The following is a 15514-nucleotide window of genomic DNA, read 5'->3' on the forward strand; positions in this document are numbered from 1 at the left end:
ATGGGCGAGCCGCAGCGGTTGCGCAGCATCGTCATTGCCGGCGGCGGCGTTGTCGGCTGGATGACGGCCGCCGCGCTGGCGCGCTTCACGCCGATGATGCGCGTGACGGTGATCGATTGCCCGGTCGATGATGCCGCCGTCCAGGCGACGCTGCCGGCGTTCAAGGATTTCCACGCGCTGATCGGCCTCGACGAACATGAGATGCTGGCGCGGTGCGGCGGGACGATGCGGCTGGGTACGCGCTTCGCCGATGCCGCGCGACCGGACGGATATCTGCACCCCTTTGGCGATTTCGGGCTCGATGTCGGCGGGGTCGCCTTTTACCAGCTGTGGTTGCGCGCGCGGGCGGCGGGTCAGCAGGTTGATCTCGACGACTATAATCTCGCCGCGATCGCCGCGACCATGGGACGTTTCGCGCGGCCCGCCGCCGACAAGCGGGCGATGATGGATTATGGCTATCATCTCGATACGGCGCTGTACGCCGCGCATCTCAAATCACTGGCGCTGGCCCAGGGGGTGGCGTGCGCGGCCGGAGAGATCGGCTCGGTCGGTCGCGACGGCGCGAGCGGGCTGATCGCCGGGGTCACGCTGCGGGACGGGCGCTCGATCGAGGGCGATTTCTTCGTCGATGGCACCGGCACGCCTGCGGCATTGATGGAAGCGCTGGATGTTGGATTCGAGAACTGGAGCAGCTGGTTTCCCGGCAGCCGCGACGTTGTGGTCGACGCGGCGGCTTTGCCGGACCTGCCCCCGCTGTCGAATGCAGTCGCGCACCGGTCAGGTTGGTCGCGGCAGTTGCCCTTGCAGCACCGGACCTGGCGCAGCCTTGGTTACGCTCCAGACCAGATTGGGGATGACGAGGCACTTGCGACCCTGGGCCGGGGCGAAGGCGAACCGCGCTTCACGATCCATCGCAGGGGACGAAGGCAGCGGTTCTGGGCCGCCAATTGCGTTGCCCTGGGTGCCGCCGCGGCGTCGATCGAGCCGATCGAGGCCGGCGAGCTGGATAGCGCCGGCAACGGCATCGTCACGCTCCTGTCGCTGTTTCCCGACCTGGGCGCCGCCGTGGCGGAAGCGGATGAGTTCGACCGAGTCATGACTGCGTCGATCGAGGAGCAGCGCGATCTTGCGTTGCTTCATCGTGTCGCGCTCGAACAGGGAAAGCCGGTCCTGCGGATTGGCGGCGAAGCGCGCGCGATGCCCGATAGCCTGACGCGACGGATCGAGCTGTTCAGTGGCCGGGGGCGGCTGCGGCCGCGCGACGCGGACGGTTTTGGTCCGGCGGATTGGCTCGCGGTGCTGATCGGGCGGGGCGTGCTCCCCGCGTCATGGGATCCGCTGGCCGATGCGATCGACATTCCGCGCGCGCAGCAGAATTTCCTCCGACTGGCCGGCCTGTTCAGGCAATCGGCCGAGACCATGCCCGGTCATGCCGCCTATCTTGCCCGCCACTGCGCATACCGGCCATAACCGGCGCGCAAACAGCGTTCGACCGGCGAGCGAGATGGTATAGCGACCGCGCCGCCCGTCCGGCGCTGAATGCCCCGATTCGACCCACAGGAGTTCATGGTGCCCTATCCCACGCCCTATACCGCCGATCCCGCCCGCTATGACGGACGCATGCCCTATCGCCGGTGTGGCCGGAGCGGGCTCGACCTGCCGGCGATCTCGCTTGGCCTGTGGCAGAATTTCGGCGGCGAGGACGTGTTCGAGACGGGCAGGGCGATGCTGCGCCGCGCGTTCGACCGGGGTGTCACCCATTTCGATCTCGCGAACAATTACGGCCCGCCTTACGGATCGGCCGAGGAAAATTTCGGCCGGGTGCTCGCCACCGATTTCGCCGGGCATCGCGACGAGCTCGTCATTTCCTCCAAGGCCGGGTGGGACATGTGGCCCGGGCCGTATGGCGATGTCGGCGGATCGCGCAAATATCTGATCGCGAGCTGCGACCAGAGCCTCAAGCGCATGGGGCTCGATTATGTCGACATTTTCTATTCGCACCGCGTCGACCCGAAAACCCCGCTCGAGGAGACGATGGGCGCGCTCGCCCACCTCCATCGCCAGGGCAAGGCGCTCTATGTCGGCATCTCCTCCTATTCGCCCGAGCTGACGCGCAAGGCCGCGGCGATATTGCGCGAGGAGCGCGTGCCGCTGCTGATCCATCAGCCGAGCTATTCGATGCTCAACCGCTGGGTCGAAGACGGGCTGCTCGACACGCTTGAGGAGCTGGGCACGGGCTGTATCGCCTTCTCGCCGCTCGCCCAGGGCATGCTGAGCAACAAATATCTCGGCGGCGTTCCTGCGGACGCGCGTGCGAGCAAGGCCGGGTCGCTCGGCCAGCGCATGCTGTCGGAGGACAATCTCGGGCGAATCCGCGCCCTGAACGCGATCGCCGAACGGCGCGGCCAGACTCTCGCGCAGATGGCGATCGCCTGGGTGCTGCGCGATCCGCGCGTCACCTCGGCGCTGGTCGGCGCGCGCACGGTGCAACAGCTCGATGATTCGCTCGATGCGGTCAATCGGCTTGGATTCGACGAGGCCGAGCTGCGCGAGATCGATCAATATGCGGGAGAGGGCGGGATCGATCTCTGGAAGGTGTCATCAACCCTTTAGGCCGTGCAAGGCGAGTGAGGGGGCAGTCGTACAGGGCGCGACAGAATTCAAAGATGCTCCATAATCATTTGATATAACAAGATATTATTCCATAGCCGTCATCGCGGAGGGGACAGGAGATATGGGACATGCTGGTGTCCCATATCTCCCCGCCGCGAGGTGCTGGAGTCCTGCCCAGGCCATGATTCAATCCTGACTCAGGGTCTCGCATGGTCTCGCTGCCGGACGTCTCGGCGTGCTTTTCCCCATTGCCGAACGGCGCCGCAAAGCGGCGAATGCGCCGGATTGGCGCCGCCGAGAGGCCGCAAACGAAAAGGGCGCCCCCGAAGGGACGCCCTCTCGAAACAACTGACCGGGCCGAAGCCCGGCCGAGCCGATTACTTTACGTTCGCCGTGACGTTGTCAGCAGCGTCGTGCAGGTTGTCGGCGGCGTTCTCGAGAACGTCGGCAGCAACAGCGTTCGACGTGTTGTCGGCGATCGCGTCAAGATTGTCGGCAGCTGCGTCCAGGTTGTCGGCCACTGCTTCCGCGTTGTTCTCGGCAGGAGTGGGCTTCGTGCAGGCGGCGAGCGACATCAGGCCGGCGGCGGCGAGAACAAAGGCGATCTTCTTCATGCGGATGCTCCCAAGCATAGCAAAACTTCGCGGCCAGCCCGATTGCTACCACGAGCCGCTTTTCATAGCGGACGTTGCAGGTGCGTCAATCGCAATTCATCTGGCAGAAAGCTTCGATCACGGTTTTCCGTCATTTCTTGACCGGAACCGCACCAATCTCCTCTGGCGCGTTCGCAACCACGGCAAGCATCGCGGTCCATGCGGCGACATTCTGGCGTAGTTGCTCGATATCGATCACGTCCAGCGTGTCCTCGGGCGTGTGATGATAGTCGAAATAGCGCAGGCCATCCTGGTTGAGGTCGATCCCGGCGACGCCCGTCGCGAGCACGGGTTCGACATCGGTGCCGCCATTGGCGACACCCTGGCCGCGGATCACGCCGATCGGGGTTAGCGCCGCCGCCAGCCGGTCAGCGACCGGTTTCGCGCTGTCGGGCAGGTTGGTCTCGAACCGCCAGACCCGGTCAGCGCCGAAATCGGATTCGGTCGCGATCGCATGGCGTTCGCCGGCATGCGCCTTGGCATAGGCCTCGCCGCCGAAGCCGCCGGTTTCCTCGTCGCCGAACCAGACGACGCGGATCGTGCGGCGCGGGCGGTTGCCCGAATCCAGCAGCATCTTCGCCGCTGCCGTGGTGATGCCGACGCCCGAGGCATCGTCGATCGCGCCGGTGCCGAGATCCCAGCTGTCGAGATGGCCGCCGATCAGGACGATTCCGGCATTCGGATCGGTGCCCGGCACTTCCGCGATGACGTTGCCGGACTCGCGCATGCCGACCCGCTTCGGCGTGAGCAGCAGATGGAGCGTGACGGGCTTGCCGCGCTTGACCATGCGTTCGAGATTCGCCGCATCCGCCACCGACAGGGCAGCGGCGGGGATCGGCGCGACGCCGGCTTCGAAATTGGTGACGCCGGCATGCGGCCCGCGGCCGTGATCGGTACCGATCGACCGGATGACGATCGCGCTCGCTCCCTTTTTCGCGGCGATGTTCGGCCCCTGGCGCCGCGCGGCACCCTGGCTGCCATAGCTGGAGCCGTCCATCGTGCGCTGCATGGTGTTGGAGACGAAGGCGATCTTGCCTTTCAGGCTGCCGTCCGGCGCTGCGCGCAGATCGTCGATGCTGGGGAAGAACATGATCGGCAGGGTCAGGCCCTCGGGCGGCGTGGCGCCCGAATTGCCGAGCGCGGTGAGGCGCAGCGGCTGCGGGAAGGGCGAAACCACCTCGGCGCTCTCCAGCCCGCGCACCCAGGTATCGAGCTGATAGGTCTCGATACGGACGTTCTTGAAGCCGAGGCTCCTGAGCTTGGCCGCGCCCCAATCGCGTGCCCTGGCCTGTTGCGGCGATCCATCCGGGCGCGGCCCGATCTCGGTGGTCAGGCCCTCGACGATGTCCCAGGCGACATCGTCCTTCAGCGCTGCGTCGCGCAGTTTCCCGATGGCCGGATCGAGCGGGACCTGTTGCGCCATGGCCGGGAAAGCGAGGGCGGAGGCGGCAAGGGCTGCAAAAAGGGAGAGATTACGCACGATCGGGTCCTCCGTTCGCCCTGAAAAGCCGCAGGGCCGTTGCTTCGTCGCTTAGAAGCAAGGCCGGTGTTTCCACAAGCGGCGCGCCAGCGGATTTTTGATGGTGATCCGGTTTGCCAATCGCCCTCGCAATCACTACATGCGCCAGCGAATTCCCCGCATTCAGAAGACGGAGCCAATCGGCGATGGCCGTGCAGTACAGCTATGTGATGAAGGGTCTGACCAAGACCTTCCCGGGTGCCGCCAAGCCGGTGCTCAACAATATCCACCTCCAGTTCCTTGGTGACGCGAAGATCGCGATCATCGGCCCCAACGGGTCGGGCAAGTCGACGCTCATGAAGATCATGGGTGGCATCGATTCCGACTACACGGGCGAGGCCTGGGCCGCTGAAGGCATCAAGGTCGGTTATCTGCCGCAGGAGCCGCAACTCGACCCGACCAAGACGGTGCTGGAGAACGTCAAGCTGGGCGCCGGGCCCGTCGCGACGATGGTCGAGCGCTTCAACGCGATCAGCGCCGAGATGGGCGACCCCAAGGACGACACCGATTTCGATGCGCTGATGGCCGAGATGGGCGAGCTGCAGGAAAAGATCGACGCAGCCGATGGCTGGGCGCTCGACAGCCAGCTGGAGCAGGCCATGGAGGCCCTGCGTTGCCCGCCTGGCGACAGCCCGGTCACCAATTTGTCGGGCGGCGAGAAGCGCCGTGTCGCCTTGTGCAAGCTGCTGCTCGAAAAGCCGGATATCCTGCTGCTCGACGAGCCGACCAACCATCTCGACGCGGAAAGCGTCCAGTGGCTGGAGAATTACCTCAAGGAATATACCGGCAACGTCATCCTGGTGACCCATGACCGCTATTTCCTCGATAACGTAGTCAACTGGGTGCTCGAGCTCGATCGCGGCCGCTACTACACCTACGAATCCAACTATTCGGGCTATCTCGAAAAGAAGGTGAAGCGGCTCGAGCAGGAAGAGCGCGAGGAGCAGGGCAAGGCCAAGGCGATCGCCGACGAGCTCGCCTGGATGCGCCAGACCCCCAAGGCCCGCCAGACCAAGTCCAAGGCACGTATCCGCGCGTTCGACGAGCTGATGGAGAAGCAGGAGAACCGCTCGGTCGGCAAGGCGCAGATCCTGATCCAGCTGCCGGAACGGCTCGGCGGCAAGGTGATCGAAGCCAAGGGCCTGACCAAGGCTTATGGCGACAAATTGCTGTTCGAGAATCTCGATTTCGTGCTGCCGCCGGGCGGCATCGTCGGCGTGATCGGGCCGAACGGCGCGGGCAAGTCGACGCTGTTCAAGCTGATCACTGGGCAAGAGCAGCCCGATGGCGGCACCATCGAGGTCGGCCAGACGGTCAAGCTCGGCTATGTCGACCAGAGCCGCGACGATCTCGATCCCAACAAGAATGTCTGGGAAGAGATTTCGGACAAGCTCGAGGTGTTCCGCTTCGGCAAGCAGGAGCTCGGCACGCGGGCTTATGTCGGCGCGTTCAACTTCAAGGGCCAGGACCAGCAGAAAAAGGTCGGCCAGCTATCCGGCGGTGAGCGCAACCGCGTCCATCTCGCCAAGATGCTGAAGGAGGGCGGCAACGTCCTGCTGCTCGACGAACCGACCAACGATCTCGACGTCGAGACGCTGCGCGCGCTCGAAGAGGCGCTGGAGAGCTTCGCCGGCTGCGCTGTGGTGATCAGCCATGACCGCTTCTTCCTCGATCGCCTCGCGACCCACATTCTCGCTTTCGAGGGCGACAGCCATGTCGAATGGTTCGAGGGCAATTTCGAGAGCTATGAGGCGGACAAGCGCCGCCGCCTGGGCGACGCGGCCGACCGGCCGACGCGTCTGGCGTACAAGAAGCTGACCCGGTAATGCGCGGCGGCGGCGACGAAGCTCGCTCGCCGAAATACGCGCATATCGAGCGGGAGCGCCGCTTCCTCGTCGATCGCGCAAGCCGGCCTGAACTGGCCGGCTTGCCGTTCGTCCGGATCGAGGATCGTTATGTCACGGATACGCGGCTGCGATTGCGCCGGATGTCCGACAGCGCGACCGGACAGGTCGTGCACAAGCTGACCAAGAAATACGAGGCTGCCGACCCTCTCGCGCGGCCGATCGTGACGGCCTATCTGAGCGAGGCCGAATATGACGTGTTCGTCTCGCTGCCTGCCAGGATCCTGAGCAAGCGGCGCTATCCCGTCATAACACCGCACGGGACCTTCGGTATCGACCTGTTCGAGGGCGTTCTGGAGGGGCTGGAGCTGGCCGAGATCGAGTTGGCCGATGCCGCGCTGAGGGGCCTGCCTGCGCCTTCATGGGCAATTGCGGACGTTAGTAGCGACCAACGGTACAATGGCGACCAGCTGGCGCATCTGGACGATGTCGCGGCGATCCTCGTAGTTCCAAGATAGCCCGTTCATCGCTCTCGACCGGACGCGTTGAGAGCGATAGCCTGCGCCGATGAGCGATCTCCATGCCCCCTTCGTCACCCGCTGCTTCGATCTTGCGGCACAGGGCCTGTCAGAAGGCGGGCTGCCGATCGGATCGGTGCTGGTCAGCGACGGGCGGATCATCGGCGAAGGCTATAACCGGCGAGTCCAGCAGGGCGACCCGATCGCGCATGGCGAGATGGACTGCCTGCGCAATGCCGGCCGCCGGCCGCATTATCGCGACACCATCCTCTATACCTCGCTCAGCCCGTGCATGATGTGCGCTGGCACGATCGTGCAGTTCGGCATTCCCCATGTCGTGATCGCCGAGAACCGGAATTTCGGCGGCAATGAGGATTTCCTGCGCGAGCGCGGCGTGCGCGTGGAGGTGGTGGACGATCCCCGCTGCATCGACCTGATGGCAAGTTTCATCGCCGAGCATCCGGCGCTGTGGAACGAGGATATCGCCGAGGGCTGACCCGCTCCGCTATGCCTGGATGCCGAGGCGCTTGTTGAAGCCCTTGAGATGGATTTCCCCAACCGCCTGAACCTCGACATCGTCGACGCGGGCGAGTTGCGGTCCCTGGCGGCACGCCTCGACCAGAGCATTCAGCGCCGTGTCCTCGCCCGATGCCATGATCTCGACCCGGCCGTCCTGGACGTTGCGCACCCAGCCGGTCACGCCCAGTGCATTCGCCGTCCAGATCGTCCAGTTGCGATAACCAACGCCCTGCACCTTCCCACTCACGATCATTCTCTGTGTCGCGCTCATTTGTCGTTTCTCGCTTTACACGACCGTGCGACCCCCGCCCGGCCAGCGCAAACCCTAACAGCGCCCGATCCGGCCAATAGCCCGGCACGCCCTCATTCGCCGCGATTCCAGCAGATTCCGGCGTGAGATGACTGATTTTCGAGATGGTTAGCGCTGGCTTCTGAGAGCGCTGCCGCCGTCTTTGCGAACGGCTGCGCGTGGTGTATTGCGCGAACAATACGGCCTGATCGCAAAGGAAACGCAGGAATGATAGTAGCGATGTTGCTGGCAGTCGCCGCGCTCCCTGACGGCGACAGGCTGAAGGCCGGCACTGCCTGTTACGCGATCGTGCGCGAGACGCCGGCGGGCGCGTCGGTGATCGGCGCGACATGGCAGAGCATTCGCCAGACCGAGGTGGCGGGGCAGCCGGCATGGGACATCGTCGTCCATCAGCGAGTCGCCAACGGCGCCTTCGATCTGCGCGATCACTTCGTGCTGGCGCGCAAGGATCTGCGGCCGATCGCCTTCGACAGCCGCAAGCTCGGCAAGGAGCATGTCCGGCTGCGCTATGCCGATGGCCGGATCACCGGATCGCGGATGGACAAGGATGTCGCGGTGCCCGTCGATCTGGCCGCGCCGGAACCGGTCTGGGAGGGCAATCTCTGGGGCGTGACCTTCGGTGCGCTGCCGCTCGGGGACGGTGGTGCGTACACGCTGCCCTTCTATCAATATGACAAGGGCTTCGGGACGTTCACGCTGCGTGTGACGGGCAGCGAGACCGTCGAGACGCCGGGCGGCAAGGTCGCGGCGTGGACGGTCGATGCGGGCACCGGCCCAGACCGGCGCGTCACCTATCTCATCGCCAAGGCCGACGGAGCCGAACTCGGTACCCGGGCGCCGGGTTTTGCCACGCGCCTCGGCGGCGATTGCGCGGGGCTGGAATAGCGTGATCCTTGCGACGATGATGGCGGCTGCGCTGGCGGTGCAGGCGAGCGCGACACCCGCGATGCCGCAAGAGAAAGCGGCGCCGGTAGCGGCGTCCGCGGACTTCACCTCCCACACCGCGGCCTTCACGGCGTTTGTCGACGAGACGGCGGCGATGCCGGAAGCGGAACGCGTCCGGTTGTTCCGCACCCGCTTCAACACCCTGTTCCCGGGCTTCTACCAACCCAATGGGCGGACCGAGGCGCAATATGACGCCAGCGTCGCGGCGGCGTTGGCCGGATTTCCCACCATCCGCGTGAAATACACGGCCGCGTCCGATGCCTTCGCCCAGGCGTTCACGACCGGCCAGACCCGCTTCCGCAAGACCTTTCCCGACTACAAGCTCAACATGCCGGTCTATCTGGTCCATTCGCTCGGCCAGATGGATGGCGGATCGCGGACCATCAACGGGCGGAACGTGATGGTGTTCGGCGCCGACGTCATTGCGAAGATCCATGACGAGACGACGATCGCGCCGTTCCTCGATCACGAGCTGTTCCATCTCTATCACGCCACCTGGTTTCCCGACTGCGACGCGCTGTGGTGCTCGTTATGGCAGGAAGGCATGGCGGTCTATGTCGCGTCGCGGATGAACCCGGGGGCGAGCGAGCGCCAGCTGCTGCTCACCATCCCCGAACCGCTGCCCGCCGCCGTCAATCCCCGGCTCGGGGAGGCGATGTGCCTGGCCCGCGCCAAGTTCGACGCCACCGAGCAGGCGGACTTCGCGCCCTTCTTCTTCAACCGGCCGAGCAAGGGGCCGTTCCCGCCACGCTTCGGCTATTATCTCGGCTATCTGCTCGCGCAGAAGATCGGCACGACGATGCCGTTGATCGAGATGGCGCATCTGCCGCCGGCCAAGGTCAGGCCGCTGCTCGAACAGGCGCTCGCCGGGAACGGGGCTTGCCCCGCACCCCCCAGGGGGTGATCACGCCCTGGTGCGGGCCGCGTCAGCGCTCCACACGCCGCCACCGGCAGCTGCGAGGTAGAGGAAGATGAAGCAATAGAGCATCGCCGGTTCACCGCCATTGGCGGCCGGGAAGAAGCCCTGCGGGAGATGCGCCATGAAATAGGCGACCGCACACATGCCGGACAGGACGAACGCGACGGGGCGGGTGAAGAGCCCGATCACGATCAGCGTGCCGCCGACCAGTTCGAGCACGCCGGCCGTGGTCAGCAACGGATTGAGCGGCATGGGGAAGGGCGGAATGCCGAAGAATTTCGAGACGCCGTGCTGGAGAAAGCCAAGGCCGGCAACGATGCGCAGGAGGCTGAGAAGCTGGGAAGACCAGGTCGCGGGGATCGGCATGACGGTTCCTCTCGGGTCGTTTCGTTGCCCGATCGTTTCATGATGGGCGAGTGCCGTCAATCGGCCCGCCGGAAACGCTAGGTTGCCGGGTAGGAGATGGCGATCACCTCATATTCCCGCTCGCCCGCGGGCAGGGCTACCCGGCGCAGATCGCCGACCGCCGATCCGCGCAGGGCGCGGGCGAGGGGGGCATTCCAGCCGATCCGGCCAATCGCCGCGTCGGTCTCGTCATCGCCCACCAGGGTGAGCACGCGTTCGACATCGTCCTCATCGGCAATGGTGACGGTGGCGCCGAACCAGACGCGCGCGTGGTCGGGCTGGGCGGCGGGATCGATCACCACCGCTGCCTTCATCCGCCTGGCCAGCCACCCGAGCCGCCGGTCGATCTCGCGCAGGCGTTTGCGGCCATAGATGTAATCGCCGTTCTCGGAGCGGTCGCCATTGCCGGCCGCCCAGGAGATCACCTCGACCAGCCTGGGGCGTTCGTCGCTCAGCAATGCGGTATATTCCGCGCTCAGCGTCTTGTAGCCGGCGGGGGTGATGTAGTTGGGGCGGTCCATGATCTTCCGTCATGCCGGACTTGTTCCGGCATCCACTGTTCCGCAGGCGCGGAACGATAGGTGTGCGGCACGATGGACCCCAGAACAAGCCCGGGGCGACGGACCTGCTCAGCCCGGCGTGCTTTTCCCGAGATACCAGCTGATCCGTTTCGTCCCGCTGCTGCGCGAGCGCGACGGATTCATCAGATCATAGACGACCGCATTTTCCAGCACGCGCTGGACGTAATTCTTGGTCTCGTAGATCGGGATGGCCTCGATCCAGTCGATCATGTCGACGCCGGGCGTGCGCGGATCGCCGTTCGCTCTCAGCCATTTGTTCACATTGCCCGGGCCGGCATTGTACGCCGCCACCGCCAGCGGATAGCTGCCATAGAGCCGGTAGATCCGCTCGAAATAGCTCGAGCCGAGCATGATGTTGTAGTCGGTGTCGCTGGTCAGCGAGCCCGGATCATAGGACATGCCCAGCTTGCCCGCCGTCTCGCGCGCGGTGCCGGGCATGAGCTGCATCAGCCCGCGCGCGCCGGCATGGCTGACCGCCGCGCGATCGAACTGGCTTTCCTGCCGCGCGATGGCGTGGATGATCGTCCAGCTGTCCTGGCTGGAGGCCGGTACGCGCACATTGGGGAAGCCCAGCGTGCTATATTCGCTGAGGCCGTTCTGCAGGGCGCTGCGGCCCACCATCACGCCGAGATCGGGGCGGCCCAGGGTCCGCGACAGCTCGCTCGCCAGGACATGATCGCTGTCGGTCTTGGCGTCGATCGCGATCTGGCGGACAAAGGCGGTCTGATCCTGCCACGAGCCCACCGAGCCGAGATATTGCGCCGCGCGCACCGTCTCGCGGCCGTAAAAGGCCGCGCGGAGCTGCGGATCCACCGGCTTCATCAACGGACTGCCCGGCGGCGTCAGCGCCAGGCCGAGCCGCTCGGTCGCCAGCTGGCCGTAGAACAGGTCGCGAAAACCCGCCGCGCGTGCATAATAGCCATTGGCTTCCTGGCGGCGGCCGGCCGCTTCTGCTGCCCGCCCGGCCCAGTAGAAACCCTTCGACTGAGTGGTCGGGGTCTTCGAGGCACCGGCATAGCGGGTGAACATGCCGATCGCGTCGGCGGGCCGCCCGAGCTGGCTCATCGCGGTCTGGCCGGCGAGCCAGGCGAGGCTCGTATAGTCGTCGCGCTCGCCATAAGGCTGTTCGCTGATGTCGGTGCCGGCCGGATAGGCGTCGTCGAGCTGGCGCGCGATGTCGAACGCCGTGGAATATTGCGCATCGGCCGCGGCGCCACGCGCGTTGGTCAGCAGCGCCTCGAACCATTTTTCCGGGCTCCCCGGGCGCGCAGTGAGCGCCGGGCGTCGGGCGAGCAGGCTGCGCGCGCTGGGCGAGGCGTTGTTGTTGCGGAACCAGGCGGCGCGGTCGGCCAGATAGCCGGGGTCGCCCGCGCCCATGCCGCTGACATCGGCGGCGAGATCCGCGGCATTGGCCGCGTTGGTGCGAAGGGCGAGCCGGGCTTCGAACAGCGGGCGCTTCGACGGGCTGACCAGCGCCAGCTGGCGCTGCGCCGACGGGATCGAACCCTGCCAGAGCAGCATGTCCATGCGGGCGTCATGATCGGCCGGGGTCAGGGCGCCGGAAAAGCCGCCGATCAGCTTGGCCTCGTCCAGCGCGGAGAGCGATCCGGATACCCAGGCCTTTTTGGCGGCAAGGGTCGCTTCTTGGCGCGCCCCGGTCGCAGCCAGCGCCTCGGCGAAGCGAGTCCGGCCCGCGCCGGTGAGCGGCGCATAGCGGCGGAAATAGGTAACGGCGGTGCCCGGCGACCATGTGCCGGCGGACAGCGCATTCTCCGCGCTGCGCCGCATCGCCATCTCGCCGGGCCAGCCGGGATGGGCGAGCAGGAAGCGCGCATAGGTGTCGAACGGATAGCTCGAACTGTCCTGCAGCGATTTCCATTCAGTGATCGTGGCGGAGAGCGCGCTATTGGCGGCGGCCGATCCCTCCAGCACCTGCTGGGCGCGGCCCCAGCCGAGTTGATCCTGCGCTGCCCCGGAGGTCATCGCCAGGCCCGAAACACCGGCGAACAGCAATCCCGACTTGATCAATGACGGTATCATGTGGACAGGATATGGCAGCGGACCTTATTTGTCGCTGAACAAATTACGAAAATGCGACGGAATCACCGCCGCCCAGGAGCAGATCAACCATGTTTTCGGGATCGATCCCGGCGCTCGTCACGCCGTTCGAGGAAGACGGCGCCTTCGCCGAGAGTGCGTATCGCGATTTCATCGACTGGCAGATCGAGCAAGGGTCGGCCGCGCTCGTGCCCTGCGGCACCACCGGCGAGGCCGCGACTCTGTCGGCCGAGGAGCATTTCCACGCCGTGCGGGTCTGCGTCGAGCAGGCGGCGGGGCGGGTGCCGGTGATCGCCGGCGCGGGCTCCAACGACACGCGCGTCGCGATCCAGAACATCAAGGCCGCGAAGGACGCCGGCGCCGATGCCGCGCTGATGGTCCCGCCTTATTACAACCGCCCCAACCAGGAGGGCATCTTCCGGCATTTCGAGGCCGTGGCCAACAGCTGCAACCTGCCGATCATATTGTACAATGTGCCGGGCCGCACCGTTACCGACATCGCGGTCGAGACGATGGGGCGTATCGCAAAGGCCTTTCCCAGCGTGGTCGGCGTCAAGGACGCGACGGGCATCATCCAGCGCGTCTCCGCGCAGCGCGATGCCTGCGGCCCCGATTTCTGCCAGATCTCGGGCAACGACGACATGGCGCTGGCGTTCAACGCGACCGGGGGCAGGGGCTGCATCTCGGTGACGGCGAATGTCGCGCCGAAGCTGTGCGCCGAATTCCAGGCGGCGTGCCAGGCCGGCGAGTATGCCAAGGCGCTCGATTACCAGGATCGCCTGTTCCAGCTGCACGTATCGCTGTTCACCGACGCGTCGCCGGGACCAGTCAAATATGCGCTGAGCCGCGTGCGCCCGGGCTTCCCGCAGGCGCTGCGCCTGCCGATGACATGGCCGGGCGAGGCGAGCCAGCGGGCGGTCGATGCGGGGCTGGCGAAGGCTGGACTACTGTAGGACGGGCGCGTCGCAGCGCGGGAATCAGTGGCCGGAGGCGACGAAGGTCGGCAGCTGTGGCCCGCCATTGGCGGTGGCACTATAATCGATCACGCACAGGTAGCGCGCCGTCGGATGCGTCCCGCAGCCGACGCCCGCGAAGCGGTTGCCCGTCGCGAAGATCAGGGCGCGGTGGCCGCGGCCGGGCACGCCGTCGTCGATGACGAGCTGGCGGACCACGGCGTGGTCCTCGTCATAGCCGTAGGAAATGGTCTCGCTGACGAAGATGTCGCCGCCACGGCGCTTCACCCGGTCGCCCGGCATGGCGCCATTGGCTGAGCGATGCCCGTTGCGGCCGGTCTCGCCCTGTTCCTCGGCGAAGTCGCGCGCGGCGCGCTCGAGCAGCTCGCCACGTTCGAGCGGCGGCAATGGCTTCTGCCGGTCGAGAAAGGCGATGGCCTCGTCCACTGCATATATCCCCTCGCGCGTCACCTCGCCGACCGGATCGCCCGGCAAGCGCACCACGCGGCCGTCGAACAGCGCGCGATAGTCGCGCAGTTCGTCGGCATATCGCTGCGGATTGGCGCGGACATAGTTTATTTCGTCGAGCACCGCCGCCTCGAGCGACGGGGGCCGGTCAGCCGCGACAAGGGCGAGCCACCCCAGGCCAAGCGACGCGACGGTCCGACCAATTCCCATTCCGCACGCGCCCCGCATCCATCGCATCATCGTGACGGATCTCAATGCGTTACGGAATCTCGCCCGGCGAATGAAGCATTCGACGATTCAGTTCGCCGCTGGAAAGTTCCGCTTCGTCGTAAAAATATTCCCGTTCATCCTGTTGAAACCTTTGGCGCCCGTGCGCATTTTTCCTTTCAAGTTCCACGAACACGAAACGAAACAGGCCATGAAATCCGTCGTTCCGATCTTTCTCGCCCTGATCCCGCTGGTCGCGGTGGTGGGTGCGTGCGTCGCAGCGCCGTAACGCCCAAATAACCCGATACCCCGCTTCAGGGCGGGACAACGCAAAAGGGCCGCCCGGATTTCTCCGGACGGCCCTTTTTCTATGCTAACCTTGGCAGGTGTTCAGCCCTGGGCCGACTCTTCCGCTTCGGCTGCCGGCTCGGACTGGACCTCGGCGGTCGCGCCCGGCTCTGCGTTCGGATCGTAATCCTCGACAAAGCCGGCTTCGTCCTTTTCGAACATCGCGGTCATCACGTCGACACCCTTCGCCTGCATCTCGGCCTCTTCAGGCGAGCGTGCGACATTGACCTTGATGGTCACGGCGACTTCGGCGTGCAGCGAGACCTTGACGTCATAGACGCCGATGGCCTTGATCGGCTTGTTCAGCACGATCGCCGACTTCGGCACCTTATGGCCTTCGCTCTCGAGCAGTTCGAGCAGATCGCGCACCGCGACCGAGCCATAAAGCTGGCCGGTGTTGGACGACTGGCGGATCAGCGTCAGCGTGATGCCGTCGATCGTCTTCGCTTCGGTCTCGGCTTCGCCGCGACGTGCGGCGTTGTCGGCCACGATCTTCTCGCGGTTCTTCTCGAAGACCTTGCGGTTGGCTTCGTTCGAGCGAAGCGCCTTCTTGTTCGGCAGCAGGAAGTTACGGGCGAAACCGTCCTTCACCTTCACCACGTCGCCGATGTTGCCGAGCTTCTCAACTCGTTCCAGCAGGATCACATCCATGAG

The 15514-nt window shown here is 65.6% G+C and carries 17 protein-coding genes; 9 read left to right on the forward strand and 8 right to left on the reverse strand.

Annotated features, from left to right (window positions below; genetic code table 11):
- Complete coding sequence (locus ACZ1I5_RS08190; RefSeq protein ID WP_465173202.1) at positions 1 to 1470, forward strand: tryptophan halogenase family protein; 1470 nt, start codon at positions 1 to 3, stop codon at positions 1468 to 1470.
- A 99-nt stretch (positions 1471 to 1569) separates the two neighbouring features.
- Positions 1570 to 2613, forward strand: coding sequence for an L-glyceraldehyde 3-phosphate reductase (mgrA, locus tag ACZ1I5_RS08195; protein ID WP_465173924.1), 1044 nt, complete (start codon positions 1570 to 1572; stop codon positions 2611 to 2613).
- A 377-nt stretch (positions 2614 to 2990) separates the two neighbouring features.
- Here the strand turns inward: mgrA and ACZ1I5_RS08200 are convergent, their stop codons facing one another.
- Both ACZ1I5_RS08200 and ACZ1I5_RS08205 read right to left on the reverse strand, forming a co-directional pair.
- Entirely contained in the window at positions 2991 to 3227 is a 237-nt protein-coding gene (locus tag ACZ1I5_RS08200; protein WP_465173203.1) for a hypothetical protein, read from the reverse strand.
- Positions 3228 to 3357: 130 nt separating this feature from the next.
- Positions 3358 to 4689: a M20/M25/M40 family metallo-hydrolase gene (locus ACZ1I5_RS08205; RefSeq protein WP_465173925.1), complete on the reverse strand. Its 1332-nt coding sequence runs from the start codon at positions 4687 to 4689 to the stop codon at positions 3358 to 3360.
- A 242-nt stretch (positions 4690 to 4931) separates the two neighbouring features.
- On the opposite strand from ACZ1I5_RS08205, the gene ettA reads away from it, so the two are divergent.
- Genes ettA through ACZ1I5_RS08220 form a run of 3 tightly spaced genes read left to right on the forward strand, consistent with a single transcriptional unit; the run spans position 4932 to position 7643 of the window.
- The gene (ettA, locus tag ACZ1I5_RS08210) at positions 4932 to 6611 is read left to right on the forward strand and encodes an energy-dependent translational throttle protein EttA (protein ID WP_465173204.1); all 1680 of its coding nucleotides are present in this window, start codon (positions 4932 to 4934) and stop codon (positions 6609 to 6611) included.
- Positions 6611 to 7147, forward strand: coding sequence for a CYTH domain-containing protein (locus ACZ1I5_RS08215; protein WP_465173205.1), 537 nt, complete (start codon positions 6611 to 6613; stop codon positions 7145 to 7147). Before ettA ends, ACZ1I5_RS08215 begins: the two co-directional genes overlap by 1 nt.
- Positions 7148 to 7196: 49 nt before the next feature.
- Positions 7197 to 7643 carry a nucleoside deaminase gene (locus ACZ1I5_RS08220; protein WP_465173206.1) on the forward strand — a complete coding sequence of 149 codons (447 nt, stop codon included), beginning with the start codon at positions 7197 to 7199 and terminating at the stop codon, positions 7641 to 7643.
- Between the two features lie 9 nt (positions 7644 to 7652).
- Here ACZ1I5_RS08220 and ACZ1I5_RS08225 read toward each other — a convergent pair whose 3' ends face one another.
- Positions 7653 to 7919: an acylphosphatase gene (locus tag ACZ1I5_RS08225; protein ID WP_465173207.1), complete on the reverse strand. Its 267-nt coding sequence runs from the start codon at positions 7917 to 7919 to the stop codon at positions 7653 to 7655.
- 264 nt (positions 7920 to 8183) lie between these two features.
- Between ACZ1I5_RS08225 and ACZ1I5_RS08230 the strand changes: the two genes are divergently transcribed.
- Positions 8184 to 8861: a DUF3108 domain-containing protein gene (locus tag ACZ1I5_RS08230; protein ID WP_465173208.1), complete on the forward strand. Its 678-nt coding sequence runs from the start codon at positions 8184 to 8186 to the stop codon at positions 8859 to 8861.
- Between the two features lies 1 nt (position 8862).
- Positions 8863 to 9825, forward strand: a complete 963-nt coding sequence (locus ACZ1I5_RS08235; RefSeq protein ID WP_465173209.1) for a hypothetical protein — start codon at positions 8863 to 8865, stop codon at positions 9823 to 9825.
- Here the strand turns inward: ACZ1I5_RS08235 and ACZ1I5_RS08240 are convergent, their stop codons facing one another.
- The 3 genes from ACZ1I5_RS08240 to ACZ1I5_RS08250 all read right to left on the reverse strand — a co-directional run bounded on the left by ACZ1I5_RS08240 (position 9826) and on the right by ACZ1I5_RS08250 (position 12866).
- Positions 9826 to 10206, reverse strand: coding sequence for a DoxX family protein (locus ACZ1I5_RS08240; protein WP_465173210.1), 381 nt, complete (start codon positions 10204 to 10206; stop codon positions 9826 to 9828).
- 77 nt (positions 10207 to 10283) lie between these two features.
- Entirely contained in the window at positions 10284 to 10766 is a 483-nt protein-coding gene (locus ACZ1I5_RS08245; RefSeq protein WP_465173211.1) for a GreA/GreB family elongation factor, read from the reverse strand.
- 108 nt (positions 10767 to 10874) lie between these two features.
- The gene (locus tag ACZ1I5_RS08250; RefSeq protein ID WP_465173212.1) at positions 10875 to 12866 is read right to left on the reverse strand and encodes a lytic transglycosylase domain-containing protein; all 1992 of its coding nucleotides are present in this window, start codon (positions 12864 to 12866) and stop codon (positions 10875 to 10877) included.
- A gap of 89 nt (positions 12867 to 12955) precedes the next feature.
- Between ACZ1I5_RS08250 and dapA the strand changes: the two genes are divergently transcribed.
- Positions 12956 to 13837, forward strand: a complete 882-nt coding sequence (gene dapA / locus ACZ1I5_RS08255) for a 4-hydroxy-tetrahydrodipicolinate synthase (protein ID WP_465173213.1) — start codon at positions 12956 to 12958, stop codon at positions 13835 to 13837.
- A 24-nt stretch (positions 13838 to 13861) separates the two neighbouring features.
- Here the strand turns inward: dapA and ACZ1I5_RS08260 are convergent, their stop codons facing one another.
- Positions 13862 to 14515: a CAP domain-containing protein gene (locus ACZ1I5_RS08260; protein WP_465173214.1), complete on the reverse strand. Its 654-nt coding sequence runs from the start codon at positions 14513 to 14515 to the stop codon at positions 13862 to 13864.
- Positions 14516 to 14546: 31 nt separating this feature from the next.
- Between ACZ1I5_RS08260 and ACZ1I5_RS08265 the strand changes: the two genes are divergently transcribed.
- Complete coding sequence (locus ACZ1I5_RS08265; protein WP_465173215.1) at positions 14547 to 14801, forward strand: hypothetical protein; 255 nt, start codon at positions 14547 to 14549, stop codon at positions 14799 to 14801.
- Positions 14802 to 14902: 101 nt separating this feature from the next.
- Here the strand turns inward: ACZ1I5_RS08265 and rplI are convergent, their stop codons facing one another.
- Complete coding sequence (rplI, locus tag ACZ1I5_RS08270; protein WP_465173216.1) at positions 14903 to 15511, reverse strand: 50S ribosomal protein L9; 609 nt, start codon at positions 15509 to 15511, stop codon at positions 14903 to 14905.
- Positions 15512 to 15514: the final 3 nt, after the last annotated feature.

The organism is Sphingomonas sp. BL-S-30 (assembly GCF_055521475.1).